Origin of the sequence: Streptococcus pseudopneumoniae (assembly GCF_001070815.1) — a bacterium.
GTDB lineage: Bacteria > Bacillota > Bacilli > Lactobacillales > Streptococcaceae > Streptococcus > Streptococcus pseudopneumoniae_P.
Window position 1 is genome coordinate 23,759 of sequence record NZ_JVLX01000038.1, and the last position, 23,350, is coordinate 47,108.

A 23,350-nucleotide genomic window follows, 5' to 3' on the forward strand; every position below is an offset into this window, starting at 1 on the left:
TGCTTTTTAAAAAATATTGGTCAATCAAAGTCAAATTCCTTGACCTTTTTTGACTAATGTAGTATATTATGAACGTAAGGTAAATGAAAACCTTACTAGAACACTTGTTTAAAGTAAAATAGAAAGAGGTGGGGTCTATGTTTAATCTAGAAATCTTCAGAAGTAAAGATAGTCTACTCCTGCTTGAAAAAGAAAAACCAGAAATAGTACGTAGAGTAGCGATTTAGCTAGTCTAAATTTTTTGAAACAAAGGTCAAAGATAGTCAATATAAGTAATAATAAATAACAAAAAGAGGTAAAGAATATGAATAACAACTTTAATAATTTTAACAACATGGATGATTTATTTAACCAATTGATGGGTGGTATGCGAGGATATAGTTCTGAAAATCGCCGTTACTTGATTAATGGACGTGAAGTCACACCTGAGGAATTTGCTCACTATCGTGCAACTGGTCAATTGCCAGGAAATGCAGAAGCTGATGGACAAATGAAACAACAGTCTTCAGGTATGAAACAAGACGGTGTCCTTGCAAAACTAGGTCGAAACTTGACTGCAGAAGCGCGTGAGGGCAAGCTGGATCCTGTTATCGGACGAAACAAGGAAATTCAAGAAACATCTGAAATCCTCTCACGCCGTACCAAGAACAATCCTGTGCTTGTCGGAGATGCAGGTGTTGGTAAGACAGCCGTTGTCGAAGGCCTAGCACAAGCTATTGTGAATGGTGATGTTCCAGCTGCTATTAAGAATAAGGAAATTATTTCCATTGATATTTCTGGACTTGAAGCTGGTACTCAATACCGTGGTAGCTTTGAAGAAAACATTCAAAACTTGGTAAACGAAGTCAAAGAAGCTGGAAATATTATCCTCTTCTTCGACGAAATTCACCAAATTCTTGGTGCTGGTAGCACAGGTGATGGTCAAGGGTCTAAAGGTCTTGCTGATATCTTGAAACCAGCTCTTTCACGTGGAGAATTGACAGTGATTGGCGCAACTACTCAAGATGAATACCGTAATACTATCTTGAAAAATGCAGCCCTTGCTCGTCGTTTCAACGAAGTGAAGGTTAATGCTCCATCTGCTGAAGATACCTTCAAGATTCTTCAAGGTATTCGAGATCTTTATCAACAACACCACAATGTTATTTTGCCAGATGAAGTCTTAAAAGCTGCCGTTGATTACTCTGTTCAGTATATTCCTCAACGTAGCTTGCCAGATAAGGCTATCGACCTTGTCGATGTTACGGCGGCTCACTTGGCAGCTCAGCATCCAGTAACAGATGTTCATGCTGTTGAACGTGAAATTGAGGTAGAAAAAGACAAGCAAGAAAAAGCTGTTGAGGCAGAAGATTTTGAAGCAGCTCTAAACTATAAAACACGCATCGCAGAATTGGAAAAGAAAATCGAAAACCATACAGAAGATATGAAAGTGACTGCAAGTGTCAACGATGTGGCTGAATCTGTAGAACGAATGACCGGTATTCCAGTATCTCAAATGGGGGCTACGGACATCGAACGTTTGAAAGATATGAGTCATCGTTTGCAGACGAAAGTTATTGGTCAAGATAAGGCCGTTGAAGCAGTAGCAAAAGCTATCCGTCGTAACCGTGCTGGTTTTGATGAAGGTAACCGTCCAATCGGTAGCTTCCTCTTTGTAGGTCCTACTGGTGTCGGTAAGACTGAGTTGGCTAAACAATTGGCTCTTGATATGTTCGGAACGAAAGATGCTATCATCCGTTTGGACATGTCAGAATACAGCGACCGCACAGCCGTATCTAAATTGATTGGTACAACTGCAGGTTATGTTGGTTACGATGACAACAACAATACCTTGACAGAACGCGTCCGTCGCAATCCATACTCAATCGTCCTTCTCGACGAAATTGAAAAGGCTGACCCTCAAGTCATCACCCTTCTCCTCCAAGTCTTGGATGATGGTCGTTTGACTGATGGTCAAGGTAACACTGTCAACTTCAAGAATACGGTGATTATCGCAACTTCAAACGCAGGCTTTGGTTACGAAGCTAACTTGACAGAAGATGCGGATAAACCAGAATTGATGGATCGTTTGAAACCTTACTTCCGTCCAGAATTCCTTAACCGTTTCAATGCTGTCATCGAATTCTCACACTTGAGCAAAGGAGATCTTTCTAAGATTGTAGACCTTATGTTGGTTGAAGTTAACAAGACGCTTTCTAAGAAAGACATTGACTTGGCAGTGAGCGAAGCTGCTAAAGAATACATGACTGAGGAAGGCTACGATGAAGTCATGGGTGTTCGTCCACTCCGTCGTGTGGTTGAACAACAAATCCGTGACAAAGTCACAGACTTCCACTTGGATAACCTTGATGCTAAACACCTAGAAGCTGACATGGAAGATGGTGTTTTGGTCATTCGTGAAAAAGCCTAAGACAAAATTTTGAGCATAAAAAAGAAGGAGCCAGCTAAAAAGCTGGTTCCTTTTTTGTGTTTAGATGACATGGCGCTCAAAGGCATCGTCTGAAATCCCTTGTTCCAAGATGAGTTTAGCCCATTCTTTAGCAGAAAAGAGGCTGTGATCCTTGTAGTTTCCGCAAGATTCGATGGTTGTTCCAGGAACATCTTCCCAAGTAGTAGTTTCAGCGATTTCCTTGAGCGAATCCTTGATAACAGCCGCAATTTCAGCGCTGGTATGACGCCCCCACATAATCATGTGGAAGCCTGTGCGACAACCAAATGGTGAGCAGTCAATCATGCCGTCAATGCGGGTACGGATGAGTTTAGCCAAGAGGTGTTCGATAGTGTGAAGGCCAGCGGTAGGGATAGAGTCTTCGTTTGGTTGCACCAAGCGAATATCAAAGTTGGAGATAACGTCTCCCTTTGGCCCTGTTTCTTCCCCAATCAAGCGGACATAAGGTGCTTTAACAATAGTGTGGTCAAGTTCAAAACTTTCAACAATAACTTCTTTTGACATGGTAGATCCTTTCAGTTTTCTTCTTTCATTATAACATAAAGCCAGCTCTTGAGACAGAGAGAAAACCTCTCCGAGGGTGGAGAGGTTCAAAACTTTATTTACGATACAAGCGGTCGTATTGGTAGTAAGGATCAAAGGTTACGTTGATCCCTAGTTTACGAAGGACATTCTTGTCTTCATCGGTTAAGATGATGGTTGAGTGGGCTTCGCTTCCTTTGAGGTTGCCAAGTTCTTCCATAGCACGAGCAGCATCAGGATTTTCTGTAGCTGTGATAGCAAGTGCAATCAGGATTTCATTTGAATGAAGGCGTGGATTGCGGCTACCCAGATGATCGATTTTAAGACCTTGAATCGGTTTGACAACTTCAGGCTCAATCAGTTTTACTTCTTTAGCGATGTCAGCTGATTTCTTGATGGCGTTGATAAGAGCAGCGGCTGTAGGGCCAAAGAGCTCTGAGTTCTTACCTGTGACGATTTCCCCATTTGGCAATTCAAGGGATAGGGCTGGTCCGCCAGTTTCTTCAGCTTTTTGGCGTGCAGCAACAGCAACCTTACGGTCTGCTGGTGTGATACCGAGGTCATTCATAAGTAACTCAATTTTCTTGACAGCAGCTTCGCCAATTTTTTCGGCTTTAAAATCAAGGACCGTTTGATAGTAGCGGCGGATGATTTCTTGTTTAGAAGCTTCGATAGCAGCCTCATTATCTGTAATGGCAAAACCAACCATGTTGACCCCCATATCTGTCGGAGAAGCGTATGGAGACTCTCCTAGGATACGTTCTAACATGCGCTTGAGCACTGGGAAAATCTCGATATCACGGTTATAGTTGACAGTGGTTTTTCCGTAGGTTTGGAGATGGAAGGGGTCAATCATGTTGACATCATCAAGGTCAGCGGTGGCAGCCTCGTAGGCCAAGTTGACTGGATGATGAAGGGGAAGATTCCAAACTGGGAAGGTTTCAAATTTAGCGTAGCCAGACTTGATACCATTGATTTGGTCGTGGTACATATTGGACATACAAGTTGCCAATTTTCCAGAACCAGGTCCAGGAGCGGTTACGACGATCAAGTTACGACTGGTTTTGATGTAGTCATTTTTTCCCATTCCTTCTGGAGAAATGATGTGATCCATATCTGTCGGATATCCTTTGATTGGATAGTGAAGATAAGAATCAATTCCGTTTTTCTCGAGTTGGTTGCGGAAGGCATCTGCAGCGGGTTGGCCAGCGTACTGTGTAATGACCACTGAGCCGACAAAAATTCCTAATTCATTGAATTTGTCAATCAAACGAAGAACTTCTTGGTCATAAGAAATACCCAAGTCACCACGTGCTTTGGAATGCTCGATATTGCTAGCATTAATAGCAATCACAACCTCAACCTGCTCTTTCAATTCTTGTAAGAGCTTGATTTTGTTGTCAGGCTCATAACCAGGAAGGACACGAGCGGCGTGGAAATCTTCTAACATTTTGCCACCAAACTCCAAGTAGAGTTTGCCGTCAAATTGGTTAATACGCTCCAAAATGTGGTCGCGCTGTAGATTCAAATATTGTTCAGAACTAAAAGCTTGTTTTTTCATTTTTTTACCTCTGACCTCTATTATAATAAAAAATTGGAAGTTAGGAAACTATGGAGTTAAAAAAGGAATCAAAAAGATTAGGCAAACGCTTGCATAAAATTTTAAAAAGCGCTATCATATACTATAGATTATTAAAATAATGAGGTAAGAAGATGCAAGAAAAATGGTGGCACAATGCCGTAGTCTATCAAGTTTATCCTAAGAGCTTTATGGATAGCAACGGAGATGGAATTGGCGATCTGCCAGGAATTACCAGTAAGTTAGACTATCTAGCTAAGTTAGGAATTACAGCGATTTGGCTTTCTCCAGTTTATGACAGTCCTATGGATGATAATGGCTATGATATTGCTGATTATCAAGCGATTGCAGCTATTTTCGGGACTATGGAAGATATGGACCAACTGATCGCAGAAGCTAAGAAGCGTGATATTCGTATCATTATGGACTTGGTGGTCAATCATACCTCAGATGAACATGCTTGGTTTGTTGAGGCCTGTGAAAATCCCGACAGCCCTGAACGAAACTACTATATCTGGCGGGATGAACCCAATGACCTAGATTCTATTTTTAGCGGATCTGCTTGGGAATACGATGAAAAGTCAGGTCAATACTATCTCCACTTTTTCAGCAAGAAACAGCCCGATCTTAACTGGGAAAATGAAAAACTTCGTCAGAAAATTTATGAGATGATGAACTTCTGGATTGATAAAGGCATTGGTGGTTTCCGCATGGATGTCATTGACATGATTGGGAAAATTCCTGACGAGAAAGTAGTCAATAATGGCCCTATGCTCCACCCTTATCTCAAGGAGATGAATCAGGCGACCTTTGGAGATAAGAATCTCTTAACAGTAGGGGAAACATGGGGAGCAACGCCAGAGATTGCCAAGCTCTACTCGGATCCAAAGGGGCAAGAATTGTCTATGGTCTTCCATTTTGAACATATCGGTCTTCAGTATCAGGAAGGTCAGCCTAAATGGCACTATCAAAAAGAACTGAATATTGCTAAGTTAAAAGAGATTTTCAACAAATGGCAGACAGAGTTAGGAGTTGAGGACGGTTGGAATTCGCTCTTCTGGAACAATCATGACCTTCCTCGTATCGTCTCAATCTGGGGAAATGACCAAGAATACCGCGAAAAATCTGCCAAAGCCTTTGCCATCTTGCTTCATCTCATGAGAGGAACTCCTTATATCTACCAAGGTGAGGAGATTGGGATGACCAACTATCCGTTTGAAACACTGGACCAAGTAGAAGATATTGAATCCCTCAACTATGCGCGTGAAGCTCTTGAAAAAGGTGTGCCGATGGACGAAATCATGGAAAGTATCCGTGTCATTGGACGTGACAATGCCCGTACCCCTATGCAATGGGACGAGAGCAAAAACGCTGGTTTCTCAACAGGTCAACCTTGGTTGGCAGTCACCCCAAACTATCAAGCAATCAACGTTCAAGAAGCACTGGCAAATCCAGATTCTATTTTCTATACCTATCAGAAACTGGTTCAAATCCGTAAGGAAAATAGCTGGCTGATTCAAGCTGATTTTGAATTGCTTGATACGGTTGATAAGGTCTTTGCCTATATCCGTAAGGACGGTGACCGTCGCTTCCTAGTTTTGGCTAACTTGTCCAATGAAGAGCAAGACTTGACCGTAGAAGGAAACGTCAAATCGGTTTTGATTGAAAACACCGTGGCTCAGGAAGTTTTTGAAAAACAAAGCTTAGCTCCATGGGATGCTTTCTGTGTGGAATTACTATAAACATTTTTTACAGAAAAATTTAAAATTGAAATCGTATAAAAACAAGGGAGGACTGTATGAAAGACAGAAATCCTTTGTTTTTTTATGACTAAAGTTTATAAACTTTCATTCTCAAAATTCAATTAACTTTACAAATTCCCACTATTTTGGTAAAATAAACTTATGTTATAAAAACTAACATAAAGGAGAAAGAAGATGAATACAAAAAAGCGTGTTCTTAGCGCAGGCCTGACCTTTGCGGCTGCTTTGCTTTTAGCTGCTTGCGGACAATCAGGTTCAGATACAAAAACTTACTCATCAACCTTTAGTGGAAATCCAACTACATTTAACTACTTGTTAGACTACTATGCTGATAATACAGCTATCATTACTAACCTAGTTGATGGTTTGCTTGAAAATGACAACCACGGAAACCTAGTTCCATCTTTGGCAGAGGACTGGTCTGTTTCAAGCGACGGTCTGACTTATACCTACAAATTAAGAAAAGATGCTAAATGGTTCACGGCTGACGGTGAAGAGTACGCCCCAGTTAAGGCACAGGATTTTGTGACAGGGATAAAGTACGCAGTGGACAATAAATCACAGGCCATTGACTTGATTCAAAATTCGATCAAGGGCTTGAATGATTATATTACAGGAGCGGATTCTGACTTTTCTAAGGTTGGGGTGAAGGCAATCGACGACCAGACTGTTGAGTATACTTTGTCACGCCCAGAACCTTACTGGAACTCAAAAACAACCAACAGTATTCTTTTCCCGGTAAATGAAGAGTTTTTAAACTCAAAAGGGAAAGATTTTGGTACTCTATCTCCAGATAGCATTCTTTACAGTGGACCTTATTTGTTAAAAGATTTCACATCAAAATCATCGATCGAGTATGTGAAAAATCCGCATTACTATGATCATGACAAAGTATCAATTGAACACGTGAAATTGGCTTATTTTGATGGTTCAGACCAAGAATTGACTATCCGTAACTTTGAAAGTGGAGCCTATTCAATCGCTGGGGTTTATCCAAATAGTTCTAACTTTGCTAAGACCAAGGAAAAATATAAGGATAATATCGTTTATAGCTTGCAGGACAAGACTTCTTGGTACTTCAATTTCAACGTTAACCGTAAGGCTTACAACCATACGTCTAAAACGACAGATGAGCAGAAAAAATCAACTGAGACAGCTGTCTTGAACAAGAACTTCCGTCAAGCGGTGAACTTTGCCTTGGATCGTGCAGCTTATTCTGCCCAGTCAAATGGGGAAGAAGCAGCTAGTAAGACCCTTCGTAACACCCTAGTACCTCCTACATTTGTCCAAGTGGGAGACAAGACCTTTGGAGAAGTAGTCGCTTCTAAATTGGTCAACTATGGCACAGAATGGTCAGGTATTAACTTGGCAGATGCTCAGGATGCCTACTTTAACAAAGAAAAAGCCCAAGCAAAATTTGCGGAAGCTAAAAAAGAATTGGCAAGTCAAGGTGTGACTTTCCCTATTCACTTGGATGTAGCCGTTGATCAGACAAGTAAAAATGCTGTGACAGGCATGAACTCTGTTAAGCAGACCCTTGAGTCAGTTTTAGGTGCTGATAATATTGTTATTGATGTTCAGCAACTATCAACGGATGATTTTAATAACGTAGCCTTCTTGGCGCCGACTCCAGCTGATCGAGACTACGATTTGAACTTTGATGGTTGGGTAGGTGATTACCAAGATCCGTCAACTTATCTCAATCCTTTCAATGCAGAGGATGGATTCTACCTCAAGATCTTTGGTCTAGATGCTCAGGAAGATAAATCGAAAATTGCTAGTCTGGGTCTCGATACTTACACCAAGATGCTCAAAGATGCAGATAGTGAAAATAAAGATGTAGCCAAACGCTATGAAAAATATGCTGAAGCACAGGCTTGGATGATTGACAATTCTCTGATCATGTCAGCTATGTCAAGTGGTGGAACAGCTTCTGTGACCAGAGTAACACCATTTACAAGAGGGTATTCATTGGTCGGCATCAAGGGTGATGGCAATAACTACAAGTATATGAAACTGCAAAAAGATACTGTGACAACTAAACAGTATGAAGAAGCGAAGACCAAATGGGAGCAAGAAAGCAAAAAAGCAATCGAAAAAGCTCAAAAAGAAGCAGAAAATCATGTTAAATAATGACGAGCGAGGTTCCGTAAGGGACCTCGTTTTGATATCTATATAGTAAATTTATTGATGTAATTGTTTGCAAGTCAAAAAGAATCTTTCGGAAAGAAGATGAAAACGCCTTACCTAAGCGGATTTGCTCCACAAGAGTATTTTTTTATGATATAATAAAATGAAATAAAAATTGATAATAGAGGTATATCGTGAGTAGATCTTCGAAGCGAGCTCGTCAGGGTAAAACAAAAATATTGATTAGTTGGGGGTTGCTAGCTATCTATGCATTACTAGCAGTCTTTTTGTTGTTTTTGATTTTCAAGTACAATATGCTAGCCTTCCGATATCTCAATATAGTGGTCACTGTCTTAATTGTAGCCTTAGCTATCTTGTGCTTCTTTTTAATTCGGTCAAAGAAAGTTCAAAATCTAACGTTGATTTTATTACTACTTGGTGTGTTAATCAATGGTACTTCTCTCTTTGCTGTAGGGCAGTTCATTGGATTTACCAGTCGCCTGAATGCGACATCGAATTACTCGAATTATTCGATGAGTGTTGCGGTGTTAGCAGATAGTCCAATTGATAATATCAGTCAGGTAACCAGTGTAATGGGGCCTACTGGGACGGATAAGGATAATATCCAACAGTTGATGAATGATCTGAAGGCTAGTCAAAATAAGGAATTGACTGTCGAAGAAAGTAGCTCCTATCTTGCGGCCTATAAGAGCTTGCTAGCCGGTGATACAAAGGCAATCATTCTAAACAGTGTCTTTGAAAACATTATCGAATCGGAATATCCTGACTATGCTTCGAAAATTAAGAAAATCTATACCAAAGAATTAACCAAGACGGTTGAAACTCCAAAAGATGTCAAAGGTGACAGTTTCAACGTTTATATCAGCGGAATTGATACTTACGGTCCAATTAGCTCAGTTTCTCGTTCGGATGTCAATATCATTATGACAGTGAATCGTGAAACGAAAAAGATTCTCTTGACAACGACACCTCGTGATTCCTATGTTCCAATTGCAGATGGTGGCAACAACCAAAAAGATAAGTTGACCCATGCGGGGATTTATGGGGTAGATGCTTCAATTCATACCCTGGAAAATCTCTACGGTATTGACTTGAACTATTATGCTCGTTTGAATTTCACTTCTTTCTTGAAGTTGATAGATCTCCTTGGTGGGGTTGATGTTCATAATGATCAGGATTTTACATCATTGCATGGTAAGTTTCATTTTCCTGTAGGGAATGTTCATCTTGATTCGGAGCAAGCTCTTGGCTTTGTGCGTGAGCGCTATTCTTTGGCAGATGGTGATCGGGATCGTGGCCGTAACCAGCAAAAGGTCATTGTTGCAATTCTGCAAAAATTAACCTCTACGGAAGCTTTGAAAAATTATGACAGTATTATAAAAGGGCTGCAAGATTCGATTCAAACCAATATGCCACTTGAAACCATGATGAACCTGGTTAATGCCCAACTTGAGAGTGGTGGAACGTATAAGATCAATTCGCAAGATCTTAAAGGAACAGGGCGTATGGATTTACCATCCTATGCCATGCCTGAGAGTAGCCTCTACATGATGGAAATTAGTGACAGCAGTTTAGAGTCAGTCAAGGCTGCAATCAATGATGTGATGGAAGGGAAATAAGACAAAATGATTGATATTCATTCGCATATCGTATTTGGTGTGGATGATGGTCCGAAAACTAAGCAAGAAAGCAAGGCGCTTTTGACAGAAGCCTATAGACAAGGTGTAAGGACTATTGTATCGACATCGCATAGACGAAAAGGAATGTTTGAAACTCCTGAGGAGACGATAGAGACAAACTTCCAAGAAGTGAAGGAGTTAGCCAAGGAAGTGGCTCCAGATTTGACCATTCTCTATGGAGCAGAAATTTATTATACCCATGATGTGCTTGAGAAGTTAGAAAAACAGGTGATTCCAAGTCTCAATGGGACACGCTATGCTCTCATTGAGTTTAGTATGGCTACCCCTTACAGGGAAATCCATACTGCCTTGAGCAATGTTCTCATGCTTGGGATAACGCCTGTAGTTGCCCACATTGAACGTTACCATGAATTAGAAAATAACGAAAAACGGGTAAAAGAGTTGATTGACATGGGCTGCTACACTCAAATCAATAGCTCAAGTATTTTAAAACCAAAGTTATTTGGGGATAAATATAAATTTATGAAGAAACGAGCTCGCTATTTCCTAGAGCGTGATTTGGTACATTTTGTGGCGAGCGATATGCACAATTTAGACCAAAGACCGCCTTACATGAAAGAAGCTTATGAGATCGTCTCAAAACAATACGGTGAAAGAAAGGCGAGAGAATTATTTATCGAAAATCCTCGCTTTATCTTGGCAGATCAAATTATTTAGGAGTTGACATGAAAGAAAATAAAGAAATCGGAATTGATGTTGTTCAATTATTTAAAATCCTTTGGAAGAAGAAACTCGCTATCATACTAACTGCGGTTGTGACAGCGTTACTTGCATTTGGCTTGAGTAGTTTTGTGTTGAAACCGGAATATGCTAGTACAACACGAATCTATGTTGTTAGTCGCAATCAATCTGAAAATACAGGGTTGACGAATCAGGATTTGCAGGCAGGTACCTATCTTGTAAAAGACTATAAGGAAATTATCCTTTCGCAAGATGTACTGGAAAAAGTCATTTCAAATCTTAAATTAGAGAAAACAGTTAAAGAACTAACTAAGAAAATTCAGGTGACAGTACCGGTAGATACTCGTATCGTATCGATCGTTGTTAAGGATGATCAACCAGAAGAAGCAAGTCGTATCGCAAATGCTCTTCGTGAAGTGGCAGCTGAAAAAATCATTAAGGTAACTCGTGTATCTGATGTAACAACATTAGAGGAAGCTAGACCAGCAATAACACCATCCTCACCTAATATTCGTCGAAATACTGCGCTTGCTTTCCTAGTAGGTGGAGCAGTGATGGTTGTTGCAGTCGTATTGCTTGAATTATTGGACGATCGTGTCAAACGACCAGAAGATGTCGAAGAAGTCATGCAGGTTGCACTTTTAGGAATTGTTCCAGATTTGGATAAGTTAAAGTAAGGGAGAAAACATGCCAACATTAGAAATCTCAAAAAAGCGTTTAGATTTTGCTAAAAAAGCTGAAGAACACTATAATGCTTTGCGTACCAATATTCAATTGAGTGGTGATAATTTAAAAGTTCTTGCTATTTCATCTGTCAAACCTGGTGAAGGAAAATCGACAACGTCAACTAATATCGCCTGGGCTTTCGCGCGTGCAGGCTATAAAACATTGCTAGTTGATGCGGATATCCGTAATTCAGTTATGTCTGGTGTCTTCAAGTCAAGGGAAAAAATTACTGGGTTAACTGACTTCTTAGCTGGAACTACTGATCTTTCAAATGGTCTCTGTGATACCAATATTGATAACCTATTTGTTATTCAGGCAGGACCGATATCACCTAACCCAACGGCCCTCCTGCAGAGTGAAAATTTCCATACCATGATTGATACCTTGCGTAAGTATTTTGACTATGTCATTGTGGATACTGCACCGATTGGGATGGTTATTGACGCCGCTATCATTACACAAAAATGTGACGCTTCTATCTTGGTTACGGCAGCTGGAGAGACAAAACGACGTGATATCTTAAAGGCAAAGGAACAGTTAGAACAAACAGGAACTCCTTTTTTAGGTGTGGTTCTAAATAAATTCAACACCGAAGTTGAAAAATATGGAGCTTATGGTGGTTATGGAGCCTATGGTTCCTATGGAAATTATGGGAAAAAGAAGTAGGTAGAGTTACCTAGGAGGTAGTTTTGAGAGAAGTATCAAATATTCGAAAACTAGAGATTCTCATAATACAACTGTTTCCAATTTATCTGTTATCGTTTGTATTAGCTAGTCATGAACTTCTGGTATTCCTGATGGTGGTTCACACTATTTCTTACTACATTAGTGCATATAGTAAAAATTTCAAATACCGGACCCTTGCAGAGGAATGTATACAAACGTTAAAATATATACTGGTTTATATTTTCTTATCCTGTATAGTTTTTCCTATTTTAGAACCAAATATACCATATTTATCATTAGCTAATCTATTATGCATTGTGACTGTAAATTCAATTATGCTAATGATTGTCAATATTTGGATTCGTAAGATTTGGAAATATCTATCACTTCAAAAAAAATATACTCAGCGTATCTTGCTAGTGACCACACGTGCACGAGTTGAGAGAGTACTAAAGCAACTGTCTACTTATGAGTATGGCTATGTTTCAGCTGTTTGTATTGTGGATGATGAGCATTTTGAGTCTTCTAATTTGACAATCGTTACGTTGGATAACTTAGTAACCTATGCTACGAGATCAGTAGTAGATCAAGTGGTGATTAATCTTCCAAGTGAAAATTTTTTAATTGCAGATTTTGTTTCTCAATTTGAAATGATGGGCTTGCCAGTAGCTGTTAATATTGCGGCTTTAGAATTTGTAACCAATAGTGAAAAAGCGATTCAACGTTTTGGGAATTCTAGTGTGGTTAATTTTTCAACAACCTTTTATCGTTCTAGTGATGTTGCTTTAAAACGAATGATAGATATAATCGGATCCTTATTTGGTCTAGTGATTTGTGGTATAGTGTCTATTTTTCTTGTTCCTTTGATAAAAAAAGATGGAGGTCCTGCTATTTTTGCCCAGGATAGGGTTGGTAGAAATGGACGTATATTTAAATTTTATAAATTCCGTTCTATGAGAGTAGATGCAGAGGAAATCAAGAAGGATTTGATGAGTCAGAACCAGATGCAGGGTGGGATGTTTAAGATTGAAAATGATCCACGTGTGACAAAGATAGGGTACTTTATTAGAAAGACGAGTCTAGATGAATTGCCACAATTTTGGAATGTTCTAAAAGGCGATATGAGTTTAGTTGGTACTAGACCACCAACCTTAGATGAGTATATGAAGTATACACCCGAACAAAAACGTCGTCTCAGTTTTAAACCTGGAATTACAGGCCTTTGGCAGATTAGTGGTAGAAGTAATATTACAAACTTCGATGATGTAGTAAAATTAGATGTTACTTATTTAGATGGCTGGACAATTTGGAAAGATATTGAGATTTTACTGAAGACAATAAAAGTTGTAGTAATGAAAGATGGAGCGAAATAATTTTTGTTTTATTATAAAATAAAGTAGGAGTGATATGAGAAAAGCAGTTTATATCATTGGTTCAAAAGGGATTCCTGCCAAATATGGAGGGTTTGAAACCTTTGTGGAAAAATTAACCGAATACCAAAAAGACAGCAACATACAATATTATGTTGCTTGTATGCGTGAAAATTCAGCCAAGTCTGGTATCACGGAAGACCGGTTTGAGCATAATGGAGCCATTTGTTTCAATGTTGATGTGCCCAATATCGGACCAGCCCGCGCCATCGCTTACGATATTGCAGCAGTCAACAAGGCTATTGAATTGGCTAAGGAAAACAAGGACGAAGCTCCCATTTTTTACATTCTGGCTTGTCGTATTGGTCCTTTTATTTCAAGAATTAAGAGAAAAATTCGAGCTATTGGGGGCACCTTGCTTGTGAATCCAGATGGCCATGAATGGTTGCGAGCAAAGTGGAGCATGCCAGTTCGTAAGTACTGGAAATTTTCAGAGAAACTCATGGTCAAGCATGCTGATTTACTGGTATGCGATAGCAAAAATATTGAACAATATATTCAGGAGGACTATAAACAGTATCAACCAGAGACCACCTATATTGCCTATGGTACTGATACTGCTCCTTCAAATCTGAAAGCAGAAGACACAAAGGTTCGGAACTGGTATCAGGAAAAAGGAATTAACGAAAATGGTTATTATCTAGTGGTGGGACGATTCGTCCCTGAAAACAACTACGAAACCATGATTCGTGAATTTATCAAGTCCAAGTCCAAGAAGGACTTTGTCCTCATCACAAATGTGGAGCAGAATAAATTTTACGATCAGTTGTTACAGGATACTGGTTTTGATAAAGATCCTAGGGTCAAATTTGTCGGTACAGTCTATGACCAAGAGTTGCTCAAGTACATTCGTGAAAATGCTTTTGCCTATTTCCATGGGCATGAGGTTGGGGGGACAAACCCTTCTCTACTAGAAGCTCTAGCATCAACAAAACTGAATTTGTTGCTAGATGTTGGTTTTAACCGAGAAGTTGGAGAGCAAAGTGCGATTTATTGGAAAAAAGATGAGCTTTCACAAGTAATCGAGAAGGTTGAACAATTCGATGCAAAAATGATTGATGAGTTAGATAGACAATCAAATCAGAGAATTGCGGATGCTTTCACTTGGGAAAAAATTGTTACAGACTACGAGAAAGTATTTAAAGGATAGAAATGCAGAAAATTTTATATCTTCACGCTGGTGCCGAAATGTATGGTGCTGACAAGGTTTTGTTGGAGCTTATTAAGGGGTTGGATAAAGATGCCTTTGAGGCTCATGTCATCTTGCCAAACAACGGTGTCTTAGTGAGTGCATTGGAAAAGGTTGGGGCTAAGGTAAAAGTTATCGATTATCCAATTTTGCGTCGTAAATATTTTAATCCTAAGGGAATTCTTGAGTATTTTGGCTCTTATAATCGTTATTCAAAGCAAATTGCTAAATATGCTAAGGATAATGACATTACTCTTATTCACAACAATACGACTGCGGTACTTGAGGGTATTTATCTCAAACGTAAGTTGAAATTACCTTTGATTTGGCATGTGCATGAAATTATTGTTAAACCAAAAGCAATCTCTGATTTTATCAACTTTTTGATGGGGCGTTATGCGGATACGATTGTGACAGTTTCAAATGCTGTTGCCAACCACGTCAAGCAGTCTCGCTTTGTAAAAAATGACCAAGTTCAAGTCATATATAATGGTGTTGATAATGCCGTCTATCATGAAATGGATGCTAGTGCAGTTCGTGACCAGTTTGGTATTGCACAGGATGCTTTGGTTATCGGAATGGTTGGTCGAGTGAATGCATGGAAAGGTCAAGGCGACTTCTTAGAAGCCGTGACTCCAATCTTAAAAGCTAATCCAAAAGCAGTAGCCTTTCTGGCAGGGAGTGCTTTTGAAGGTGAAGAATGGCGAGTTGATGAGCTAGAGAAGGTTATATCAGACTCACCAGTAGCTGGACAAATCAAACGTATCGATTATTATAGTAAGACAACAGAGCTCTATAATATGTTTGATATCTTTGTCTTGCCAAGTACCAATCCAGATCCTCTACCAACTGTAGTTCTCGAATCAATGGCTTGTGGCAAACCTGTAGTCGGCTACCGTCATGGTGGTGTCTGTGAAATGGTTAAGGAAGATGAAAACGGTCTTCTTGCCACACCAAATCAGCCTGCAGAGTTGTCTAAAACTATTCAAGAATTGGCTGATAACACCGAGAAGAGAGAGCAATTTGGCAAGGCTTCTGTCAAACGCCAAAAAGAACTCTTTTCATTACAAAGTTATATTCGTAATTTCTCAGAGTTATATAAGAAGTACTAATATGAACAGCGAAACACTAAAAAATAAATTAAAACCTATCGTTTATCCAATTATTAATTTTATTCCTAGACGAAGGCTCAAGAATAAAAATTTCACTATCATTAGTGATAATTGTTGGGCTGGGAAAGTTTATCAGGAGTTGGGCTTGCCTTATCAAACACCATTTGTAGGGATGTTTCTCTTTTCGCCTGATTACATCAAAATGCTCAAGAATTTAAAACACTATTTGAGTGGAGACATCCCCTTGAAATTTGTTAAGGAATCAAAATATATCAAAGACTTTGATAATGCTTATCCACTTGCACTTCTTGATGATATTGAACTTCATTTTTTGCATTATGCAGATGAAGAAGAAGCTACTCAAAAATGGAATCGCCGTTTAAAGAGAATGCATTGGGATAATTTGTATTTCAAGTTCAATGATAATGATGCCTGTACCTATGAGTTGATGAAAGAGTTTGAAGAGCTTCCATACAAGAGTAAGGTGATTTTCTCTTCGAAGAATTATAGTGACCTACCTTCGTTGGTCCACTTTAAATCAGCTGAGAAGCAAGGCCATGTGGGTATCGATTTAAAAACTTACCACCGCTATTTTAATGCTGTTACTTGGTTGAATAAGGGTGGGGAGGATTTAACTAAATGAAAAAGATAAGACTAATTATTCCATATTTCGGAAAACTTCCAAAGTTTTTCCCTTATTTTTTGTTGACTGCCAAACGTAATCAAAAGATTGATTTCTTAATTTATACGGATCAAAAGGTTGAGCAATTTGAAATTTTAAATGCTAAAAATATAGAATTTGTAACTCTTTCTTTTGATGAGTTAAGAGAAAAAGTCCAGTCTAAGTTTGATTTTAAAATTTCTCTCAAAACACCTTACAAATTATGTGACTATAGGGTTGCTTACGGGCTTATTTTTGAAAAAGAATTAAAAGAGTATGATTACTGGGGATTTTGTGATACAGATGTCTTACTTGGTGATATTTATCAATTTCTGGAAAAGCATAGCTTTTTTGAGAATGATTATGCTCGATATGGTCTTTTTGGTCACCTCCAAATATTTAAAAATTCACAAGAGGTTAACTATATATTTATGTCTGGCCAAGGTTCAAACTATCGATTGGATTATCAAAATGTCTTCACTAATGAGCAAAGTTTTATTTTTGATGAGGCAAACGGTATCCAAAAGATTTTTGAAAAATGTCATTTCAAACAACTACAAGATAAGTTTTTTGATGATATCGATATTAGTCATTTCTCATTTCGAGAATATGGTGAAAATGAACCTAAACGTTATTATTTTTGGTCAGAAAAGAATGGACTTGAAAGTATTGAAATTAAAGACAATAAGCTAGTCGTTAAACATCCATTATATGCACATTTCCAAAAAAGGACGATTGAATGTCCAGAGTTTGAGGTTGTCGATTCATTTTATGTTATACCTAACCGACTAGTCGTTGGAGATAAAATTTCTATACAAGAGATTGAAAAAGTAACAAATAATAGATTTTATTGGGAATATGTTAAGTCAACATTTTTAAAGAAGTTTAAGAGAGAAAAATGGACATTAGGTTTTATTCGACATAAGTTAAGGATGAAGAGTAAATGAATAATATAGATTTGAGCATTATTATTCCAGTATATAATGTTGAAAATTATTTAAGAAGGGGTCTAGATTCAATACTTTTGCAACCGTCATCAATCACATATGAAATTCTGCTAATTAATGATGGTTCAAGTGATAAAAGTGGTGCAATTTGTGATGAGTACCAAAGTAATTTTTCAAATGTTTTTGTTAGTCACATCGAAAATAACGGAGTGGCAGAAGCTAGGAATTTAGGTATTTCTTTATCGAAGGGAAATTATTTATATTTTATGGATCCGGATGATTTTTTGTCAGATAATTTCTTTGAGAAGATTTCTTCTAATTTAAAACAAAAATGGGATGTTCTTTGTTTTGGCTACAATGAAATTAAAGAAAATGGGAATACGGTATTGTCTTGTCGCCCTCATTTTTATACACATTGTGGTCTTTTTGGAAAGAGTGAATTTAGAAATGAATTTATAGAATTATTCAAAACTGATATGATGTATAATGTTTGGTCAAGAATCTATAACAAGACATTTATTTTAAAGCATGATATTAGGTTTCCTAATAAACAAATAGGAGAAGATACTTTATTCAATTTTCAAGTTTATCGACATTTAAATACTATTCTATTTATTGATTCGACACTCTATAATTATATTGCTGGTAGAAGTGGTTCAGCATTAACCAGTTTTCATCCTAGGAGAATTGAAATTCAATTAGATGAACTTCAAGAATTACATAAATTACTTGAACAGTTCCAATTAGAAGATGCCACATTAATTCAAGAAATTAAGACGAAAATCATTGTAAGCGCAACCTTTCAAATTTCTAATTTAAATATGAGAAGGAAAGATAAGATAGAATTACTGCGATCTATAATTGCTAATAAAGCTTTTTACGATATTTTTTCAGGAAATAGGAATCAAATTATTGGGTCTTATAAGACATTATTAAGGCGGCAAGATATTTCCTCCTTTCTTCGGAGACTATGTATTGATCTTCTTGCAAGAAAAAAATTTCAGATCGTTATATTTATTGAAAAAATGAAAATGAATCCAATCTTACGCAAGATTGCTTTTAAATAATTCTGGCTATAAGCATTAACAGTAAAAAGGATATTATGTTAAAAATTAAATTTGAGAACCTTTTGGTTATTTTTGTACTGACCATAATTACTGGATATGATACTATTATGACTACAATGTTGAATAGGACACTACCTAATATTCCTGTGGTTTTATTAATATGTGTAGTTTTATTATTGATTTTTAGATTTTTATTTATAAAAAAATTTAGTTCATTTTATATTGTATCGAGTATCTTGTTGATACTGACAAGTATTATAGTATTTTTACGTACAGGTGGGACCAATTTTCTTCTTTATTCATTGTTGATTATACTATTGTACCAAGTAGATGTTGATGTAGTTTTGAAAACATATGTGGGTGTATCAGGTACAATTGTTTTGTTAATATTTCTACTCTCAATTTTAGGAGTAGTACCTAATTTACAATTTGCTCAAATTCGCTCATCTAGTTTAGTAGTTAGAAATTCATTTGGTTTCATCTATCCAACTGATTTTGCTTCTCACTGTTTTTACCTATTTATTGCTTGGGGTTATTTGCTTAGAGAAAAATATATATTTATCAGAACGATTGTAGGACTATCTTTAGCATTTTTTATACTAAAATTTTGTGATGCGCGACTAAATGTATTATCTATACTTGCTGCAACTTTGATTTTCATAATCATGTATTACACTAAAGAAAGAAAATATAGAGTATACAGTATAATGCCATATTTTGCTCTTATTTTTTCTGCTTTCATGTTTTATGTTTCCTACTTTTTCACATGGTCTTCTTCGTTCTATGTGAATTTAAATAATCTGTTTAGTATGAGATTGTTTTTAGGTAAAAATGCACTGGATACATATGGTTTACCTTTATTTGGTAAAGCTGGAGTAAAGTTTATTGGCTACGGAGGGACTACTGAGTCGGTTCATAGTTATAACTATGTTGATTCCTCTTATATCCAAATGTTATTTTATTACGGATTAATTCCTGTTGTATTACTAGTATTGATTTATGTGTTTGCTTCAAAAAAAGTTTATAAACAAAAAAAGTTTTTATTTCTAGCCTTGTTATCTCTTATTACAATTAACTGTATGATTGAAGCTTTCTGGATAAGACCAGGATACAATATTTTTATGTTTACTATTTTTGCTAATTTGTATGATGTTCAAAATAAGGAAATAAGAGAATTGTAAAACTATGAAAGTTCTAAAAAATTATGCTTATAATCTTTCTTATCAGCTATTACTCATAATACTGCCTATCATCACAACCCCATACGTTACGAGAGTATTTTCTTCAGATGATTTAGGAACCTATAGCTTCTTCAACTCCATTGTTGCCTATTTTGTTTTGTTAGCTGCTTTAGGAGTAGCCAACTATGGGACAAAGGAGATTTCTGGTAATCGAACAATAATTCGTAAGAATTTTTGGGGAATTTATACTTTACAGCTAGGGGCAGCTATTTGTTCTTTTGTACTGTATGTTTTGTTATGCCTGACTTTACCTGCTATGAAAAATCCTGTGGCCTATATTCTAGGTTTTAGTTTGCTTTCTAAAGCTCTAGATATTTCTTGGTTATTTCAAGGTTTAGAGGATTTTCGAAAGATTACAGTAAGAAATATTACTGTGAAATTAGCTGGTGTTATTTCTATCTTTCTATTCATAAGATCAGTAAACGACCTATATTTATATGTTTTTTTTCTGACGACTTTTGAATTGTTGGGACAATTAAGTATGTGGATACCAGCAAGAGAGTTTATTGGTAAACCATACTTTGATTTAATGTATGCTAAAAGGCATTTGAAGCCAGTCATCTTATTGTTCTTACCTCAGATTGCTATATCGCTTTATGTAACATTAGATAGCACTATGCTTGGAGCTCTTGCTTCAACAAGAGATGTAGGTATTTATGACCAAGCTTTGAAACTTATTAATATTTTATTAACTCTAGTAACTTCATTGGGTAGTGTTATGTTACCACGAGTTTCAAAACTTTTATCCTCAGGAGATCATAAAGCAGTTAACAAGATGCATGAGATGTCATTTCTGATTTATAATTTGGTAATTTTCCCTATTATGGCAGGGATGTTAATCGTAAATGATGATTTTGTAAATTTTTTCCTGGGGCAAGATTTTCAAGAGGCACGTTATGCGATAGCCATTATGATTTTTAGAATGTTCTTTATTGGTTGGACCAATATTATGGGGATTCAAATCTTAATACCTCATAATAAAAATAAAGAATTTATGCTGTCAACAACAATTCCTGCTATTGTTAGTGTAGGATTAAATCTTATCTTGCTTCCAAAGTTGGGCTATATAGGTGCGGCCATTGTGTCTGTTTTAACAGAGGCATTAGTTTGGGGGATACAGTTATTCTATACTCGTTCTTATTTGAGAGAGGTGCCCATTCTAGGTTCATTGATCAAAATTATAATCTCATCTGGAGTTATGTATGGTATTTTGTTGTTTATAAAAAAATTCCTAAATGTATCACCGATGATTAATGTGGGACTGTATGCTGTTCTAGGAGCAATAATTTATGCCAGCTTGATCTTAATCTTAAAGGTAATAAATCCAAATGAGTTAAAACAACAATTATTAAAAAAATAAAGGGGTGTATTATGTACGACTATCTAATCGTTGGTGCTGGTCTGTCTGGAGCAATTTTTGCTTATGAAGCAACCAAGCGTGGAAAAAAAGTAAAAGTTATTGATAAACGTGACCATATTGGTGGGAATATATACTGCGAGAATGTAGAAGGTGTTAATGTTCATAAATATGGTGCCCATATCTTCCATACTTCTAACAAGAAAGTCTGGGATTATGTGAATCAATTTGCTGAATTTAACAACTATATCAACTCACCTGTCGCTAATTACAAGGGCAGTCTTTATAATCTACCTTTCAATATGAATACCTTTTATGCTATGTGGGGGACAAAAACTCCTCAAGAAGTCAAAGATAAGATTGCTGAACAAACAGCACATATGCAGGACGTTGAACCTAAAAACTTGGAAGAACAGGCTATCAAATTGATCGGTCCAGATATTTATGAAAAATTGATTAAAGGATATACTGAAAAGCAATGGGGACGTTCTGCGACAGACCTCCCACCATTTATCATTAAACGTCTACCAGTTCGTTTGACTTTTGATAATAACTACTTCAATGACCGTTACCAAGGAATTCCAATTGGGGGGTACAACGTTATCATCGAAAATATGCTGAAAGATGTAGAAGTAGAACTCGGCGTTGACTTTTTTGCCAATCGTCAAGAATTAGAGACTTCTGCTGAAAAAGTTGTCTTTACAGGGATGATTGACCAATACTTTGATTATAAACATGGTGAGTTAGAATACCGTAGTCTTCGTTTTGAGCATGAAGTTCTAGATGAGGAAAATTATCAAGGAAATGCAGTTGTGAATTATACAGAACGTGAAATTCCTTATACTCGCATTATTGAGCATAAACACTTTGAGTATGGTACTCAGGACAAAACGGTTATTACTCGTGAATACCCAGCTGATTGGAAACGTGGAGATGAACCTTATTATCCAATCAATGATGAGAGAAACAATGCTATGTTTGCTAAATATCAAGAAGAAGCAGCACAGAACGATAAGGTCATTTTCTGTGGACGTTTGGCTGATTATAAATATTACGACATGCATGTGGTCATTGAACGTGCCTTGAATGTTGTAGAAGAAGAGTTTTCACAATGACACAAGAAAAGATTGATATCGTTGTTCTCTGGGTAGATGGAAGTGATCCTAACTTTATTAAGGAAAAACAAAGAGTAACTAGTCAAAAGGAATCGTTAAATGTAGACGCAGATGGTGAACAGCGTTATCGTGAATATGGAATTTTTCAGTATTGGTTTCGTATGATTGAGAGACATGCGCCGTGGGTCAATAATATTTATTTAATTACGAATGGTCAAAAACCTAGTTGGCTGAATCTTAGTCATCCAAAGTTGAGATTTATATCACATAAGGAATTTATTCCAGCATCCTATCTTCCAACTTTTAATTCAGCGGCTATTGAGTTAAATCTTCATAGAATTGAAGGATTGTCTGAGAATTTTATTTATTTTAACGATGACATGTATTTGATAAAAGATGTAAAACCTTCAGATTTCTTCAAAAATAATCAACCGAAGCTTTTAGCAGTTTACGATGCTTTAGTTCCATGGTCGTCGTATACAAACACTTATCATAATAATGTTGAGTTAATTTATCGTCATTTCCCCAAAAAGCAAGCCTTAAAGTCTTCTCCTTGGAAATTTTTTAATTATAGATATGGTACTTTAATAATGAAGAATATCTTATTACTTCCCTGGGGGCCTACAGGATATGTAAATCAGCATCTTCCAGTTCCAATGAAAAAGAGCACTTTAGCTCATCTTTGGGAGATTGAGGAGGAGGTATTAGATAGAACATCACGGAATCAATTCAGAAATTATGGGGTGGATGTGAATCAGTATATTTGTCAGCACTGGCAAATTGAAAGTAATGAGTTTTATCCGATTTCAAAGAATATGGGTGAATCAATTGAGCTAAATCAAATTGATAAGCTGAAGAAGATTTTTGGAAATAAAAAGCGAAAACTACTATGTGTGAATGATAATATTAATATTGATGAAAGAAGTATTATACTTTTCAAAAAATTATTAGAAGAACGCTATCCAGAAAAGTCATCATTTGAAAAATGAAAGGT

General features: G+C 37.0%; 19 protein-coding genes. 17 read left to right on the top strand and 2 right to left on the bottom strand.

Annotated elements, in window-relative coordinates:
• Positions 1-304: 304 nt before the first annotated feature.
• Positions 305-2,410 (top strand): ATP-dependent Clp protease ATP-binding subunit, encoded by a 2,106-nt coding sequence (locus ADG81_RS04575; RefSeq protein ID WP_049551043.1) that lies wholly within the window; start codon positions 305-307, stop codon positions 2,408-2,410.
• A gap of 60 nt (positions 2,411-2,470) precedes the next feature.
• Here the strand turns inward: ADG81_RS04575 and ADG81_RS04580 are convergent, their stop codons facing one another.
• Positions 2,471-2,953 (bottom strand): S-ribosylhomocysteine lyase, encoded by a 483-nt coding sequence (locus ADG81_RS04580; protein WP_000032557.1) that lies wholly within the window; start codon positions 2,951-2,953, stop codon positions 2,471-2,473.
• 94 nt (positions 2,954-3,047) lie between these two features.
• Positions 3,048-4,532, bottom strand: coding sequence for a DUF1846 domain-containing protein (locus tag ADG81_RS04585; RefSeq protein WP_049551044.1), 1,485 nt, complete (start codon positions 4,530-4,532; stop codon positions 3,048-3,050).
• A 152-nt stretch (positions 4,533-4,684) separates the two neighbouring features.
• Here ADG81_RS04585 and ADG81_RS04590 point away from each other — a divergent pair, with 152 nt between their 5' ends.
• From ADG81_RS04590 to ADG81_RS04665, 16 genes are all read left to right on the top strand, one after another.
• Positions 4,685-6,292, top strand: a complete 1,608-nt coding sequence (locus tag ADG81_RS04590; RefSeq protein WP_049551045.1) for a glycoside hydrolase family 13 protein — start codon at positions 4,685-4,687, stop codon at positions 6,290-6,292.
• Positions 6,293-6,487: 195 nt separating this feature from the next.
• The gene (locus tag ADG81_RS04595; RefSeq protein ID WP_049546743.1) at positions 6,488-8,446 is read left to right on the top strand and encodes a peptide ABC transporter substrate-binding protein; all 1,959 of its coding nucleotides are present in this window, start codon (positions 6,488-6,490) and stop codon (positions 8,444-8,446) included.
• Between the two features lie 191 nt (positions 8,447-8,637).
• Positions 8,638-10,083 carry an LCP family protein gene (locus ADG81_RS04600; RefSeq protein ID WP_004258254.1) on the top strand — a complete coding sequence of 482 codons (1,446 nt, stop codon included), beginning with the start codon at positions 8,638-8,640 and terminating at the stop codon, positions 10,081-10,083.
• Positions 10,084-10,089: 6 nt separating this feature from the next.
• Complete coding sequence (cps4B, locus tag ADG81_RS04605) at positions 10,090-10,821, top strand: capsular polysaccharide biosynthesis protein Cps4B (RefSeq protein ID WP_000565389.1); 732 nt, start codon at positions 10,090-10,092, stop codon at positions 10,819-10,821.
• A gap of 8 nt (positions 10,822-10,829) precedes the next feature.
• Positions 10,830-11,522 carry a CspC family polysaccharide chain length determinant protein gene (locus tag ADG81_RS04610; RefSeq protein ID WP_000662188.1) on the top strand — a complete coding sequence of 231 codons (693 nt, stop codon included), beginning with the start codon at positions 10,830-10,832 and terminating at the stop codon, positions 11,520-11,522.
• 10 nt (positions 11,523-11,532) lie between these two features.
• Positions 11,533-12,237, top strand: coding sequence for a tyrosine-protein kinase (locus ADG81_RS04615; RefSeq protein ID WP_023946628.1), 705 nt, complete (start codon positions 11,533-11,535; stop codon positions 12,235-12,237).
• Between the two features lie 23 nt (positions 12,238-12,260).
• Positions 12,261-13,610 (top strand): sugar transferase, encoded by a 1,350-nt coding sequence (locus ADG81_RS04620; RefSeq protein WP_049546747.1) that lies wholly within the window; start codon positions 12,261-12,263, stop codon positions 13,608-13,610.
• A gap of 34 nt (positions 13,611-13,644) precedes the next feature.
• Positions 13,645-14,817 carry a beta 1-4 rhamnosyltransferase Cps2T gene (gene cps2T / locus ADG81_RS04625; RefSeq protein ID WP_049551046.1) on the top strand — a complete coding sequence of 391 codons (1,173 nt, stop codon included), beginning with the start codon at positions 13,645-13,647 and terminating at the stop codon, positions 14,815-14,817.
• A gap of 2 nt (positions 14,818-14,819) precedes the next feature.
• The gene (locus tag ADG81_RS04630; RefSeq protein ID WP_049551047.1) at positions 14,820-15,968 is read left to right on the top strand and encodes a glycosyltransferase family 4 protein; all 1,149 of its coding nucleotides are present in this window, start codon (positions 14,820-14,822) and stop codon (positions 15,966-15,968) included.
• 1 nt (position 15,969) lies between these two features.
• The gene (locus ADG81_RS04635) at positions 15,970-16,611 is read left to right on the top strand and encodes a DUF1919 domain-containing protein (protein WP_049551048.1); all 642 of its coding nucleotides are present in this window, start codon (positions 15,970-15,972) and stop codon (positions 16,609-16,611) included.
• Positions 16,608-17,576, top strand: a complete 969-nt coding sequence (locus ADG81_RS04640) for a DUF6625 family protein (protein ID WP_049551049.1) — start codon at positions 16,608-16,610, stop codon at positions 17,574-17,576. Before ADG81_RS04635 ends, ADG81_RS04640 begins: the two co-directional genes overlap by 4 nt.
• Positions 17,573-18,643: a glycosyltransferase family 2 protein gene (locus ADG81_RS04645; protein WP_049551050.1), complete on the top strand. Its 1,071-nt coding sequence runs from the start codon at positions 17,573-17,575 to the stop codon at positions 18,641-18,643. Before ADG81_RS04640 ends, ADG81_RS04645 begins: the two co-directional genes overlap by 4 nt.
• Before the next feature lie 35 nt (positions 18,644-18,678).
• Positions 18,679-19,824, top strand: a complete 1,146-nt coding sequence (locus tag ADG81_RS04650; RefSeq protein WP_049551051.1) for an O-antigen ligase family protein — start codon at positions 18,679-18,681, stop codon at positions 19,822-19,824.
• 4 nt (positions 19,825-19,828) lie between these two features.
• Positions 19,829-21,244, top strand: a complete 1,416-nt coding sequence (locus ADG81_RS04655; protein ID WP_004258296.1) for a flippase — start codon at positions 19,829-19,831, stop codon at positions 21,242-21,244.
• An 11-nt stretch (positions 21,245-21,255) separates the two neighbouring features.
• Positions 21,256-22,356: a UDP-galactopyranose mutase gene (gene glf / locus ADG81_RS04660; RefSeq protein ID WP_049551052.1), complete on the top strand. Its 1,101-nt coding sequence runs from the start codon at positions 21,256-21,258 to the stop codon at positions 22,354-22,356.
• Positions 22,353-23,345, top strand: coding sequence for a Stealth CR1 domain-containing protein (locus ADG81_RS04665; RefSeq protein WP_049551053.1), 993 nt, complete (start codon positions 22,353-22,355; stop codon positions 23,343-23,345). The genes glf and ADG81_RS04665 overlap by 4 nt, the downstream gene beginning before the upstream one ends.
• Positions 23,346-23,350 lie beyond the last annotated feature (5 nt).

Coding starts and splice junctions, on each gene's coding strand:
- ADG81_RS04590 (WP_049551045.1), top strand. CDS start 4,685: ATGCAAGAAAAATGGTGGCACAATGCCGTAGTCTATCAAGTTTATCCT.
- ADG81_RS04575 (WP_049551043.1), top strand. CDS start 305: ATGAATAACAACTTTAATAATTTTAACAACATGGATGATTTATTTAAC.
- ADG81_RS04650 (WP_049551051.1), top strand. CDS start 18,679: ATGTTAAAAATTAAATTTGAGAACCTTTTGGTTATTTTTGTACTGACC.
- ADG81_RS04585 (WP_049551044.1), bottom strand. CDS start 4,532: ATGAAAAAACAAGCTTTTAGTTCTGAACAATATTTGAATCTACAGCGC.
- cps2T (WP_049551046.1), top strand. CDS start 13,645: ATGAGAAAAGCAGTTTATATCATTGGTTCAAAAGGGATTCCTGCCAAA.
- ADG81_RS04645 (WP_049551050.1), top strand. CDS start 17,573: ATGAATAATATAGATTTGAGCATTATTATTCCAGTATATAATGTTGAA.
- ADG81_RS04610 (WP_000662188.1), top strand. CDS start 10,830: ATGAAAGAAAATAAAGAAATCGGAATTGATGTTGTTCAATTATTTAAA.
- glf (WP_049551052.1), top strand. CDS start 21,256: ATGTACGACTATCTAATCGTTGGTGCTGGTCTGTCTGGAGCAATTTTT.
- ADG81_RS04615 (WP_023946628.1), top strand. CDS start 11,533: ATGCCAACATTAGAAATCTCAAAAAAGCGTTTAGATTTTGCTAAAAAA.
- ADG81_RS04665 (WP_049551053.1), top strand. CDS start 22,353: ATGACACAAGAAAAGATTGATATCGTTGTTCTCTGGGTAGATGGAAGT.
- ADG81_RS04630 (WP_049551047.1), top strand. CDS start 14,820: ATGCAGAAAATTTTATATCTTCACGCTGGTGCCGAAATGTATGGTGCT.
- ADG81_RS04635 (WP_049551048.1), top strand. CDS start 15,970: ATGAACAGCGAAACACTAAAAAATAAATTAAAACCTATCGTTTATCCA.
- ADG81_RS04580 (WP_000032557.1), bottom strand. CDS start 2,953: ATGTCAAAAGAAGTTATTGTTGAAAGTTTTGAACTTGACCACACTATT.
- ADG81_RS04595 (WP_049546743.1), top strand. CDS start 6,488: ATGAATACAAAAAAGCGTGTTCTTAGCGCAGGCCTGACCTTTGCGGCT.
- ADG81_RS04640 (WP_049551049.1), top strand. CDS start 16,608: ATGAAAAAGATAAGACTAATTATTCCATATTTCGGAAAACTTCCAAAG.
- cps4B (WP_000565389.1), top strand. CDS start 10,090: ATGATTGATATTCATTCGCATATCGTATTTGGTGTGGATGATGGTCCG.
- ADG81_RS04655 (WP_004258296.1), top strand. CDS start 19,829: ATGAAAGTTCTAAAAAATTATGCTTATAATCTTTCTTATCAGCTATTA.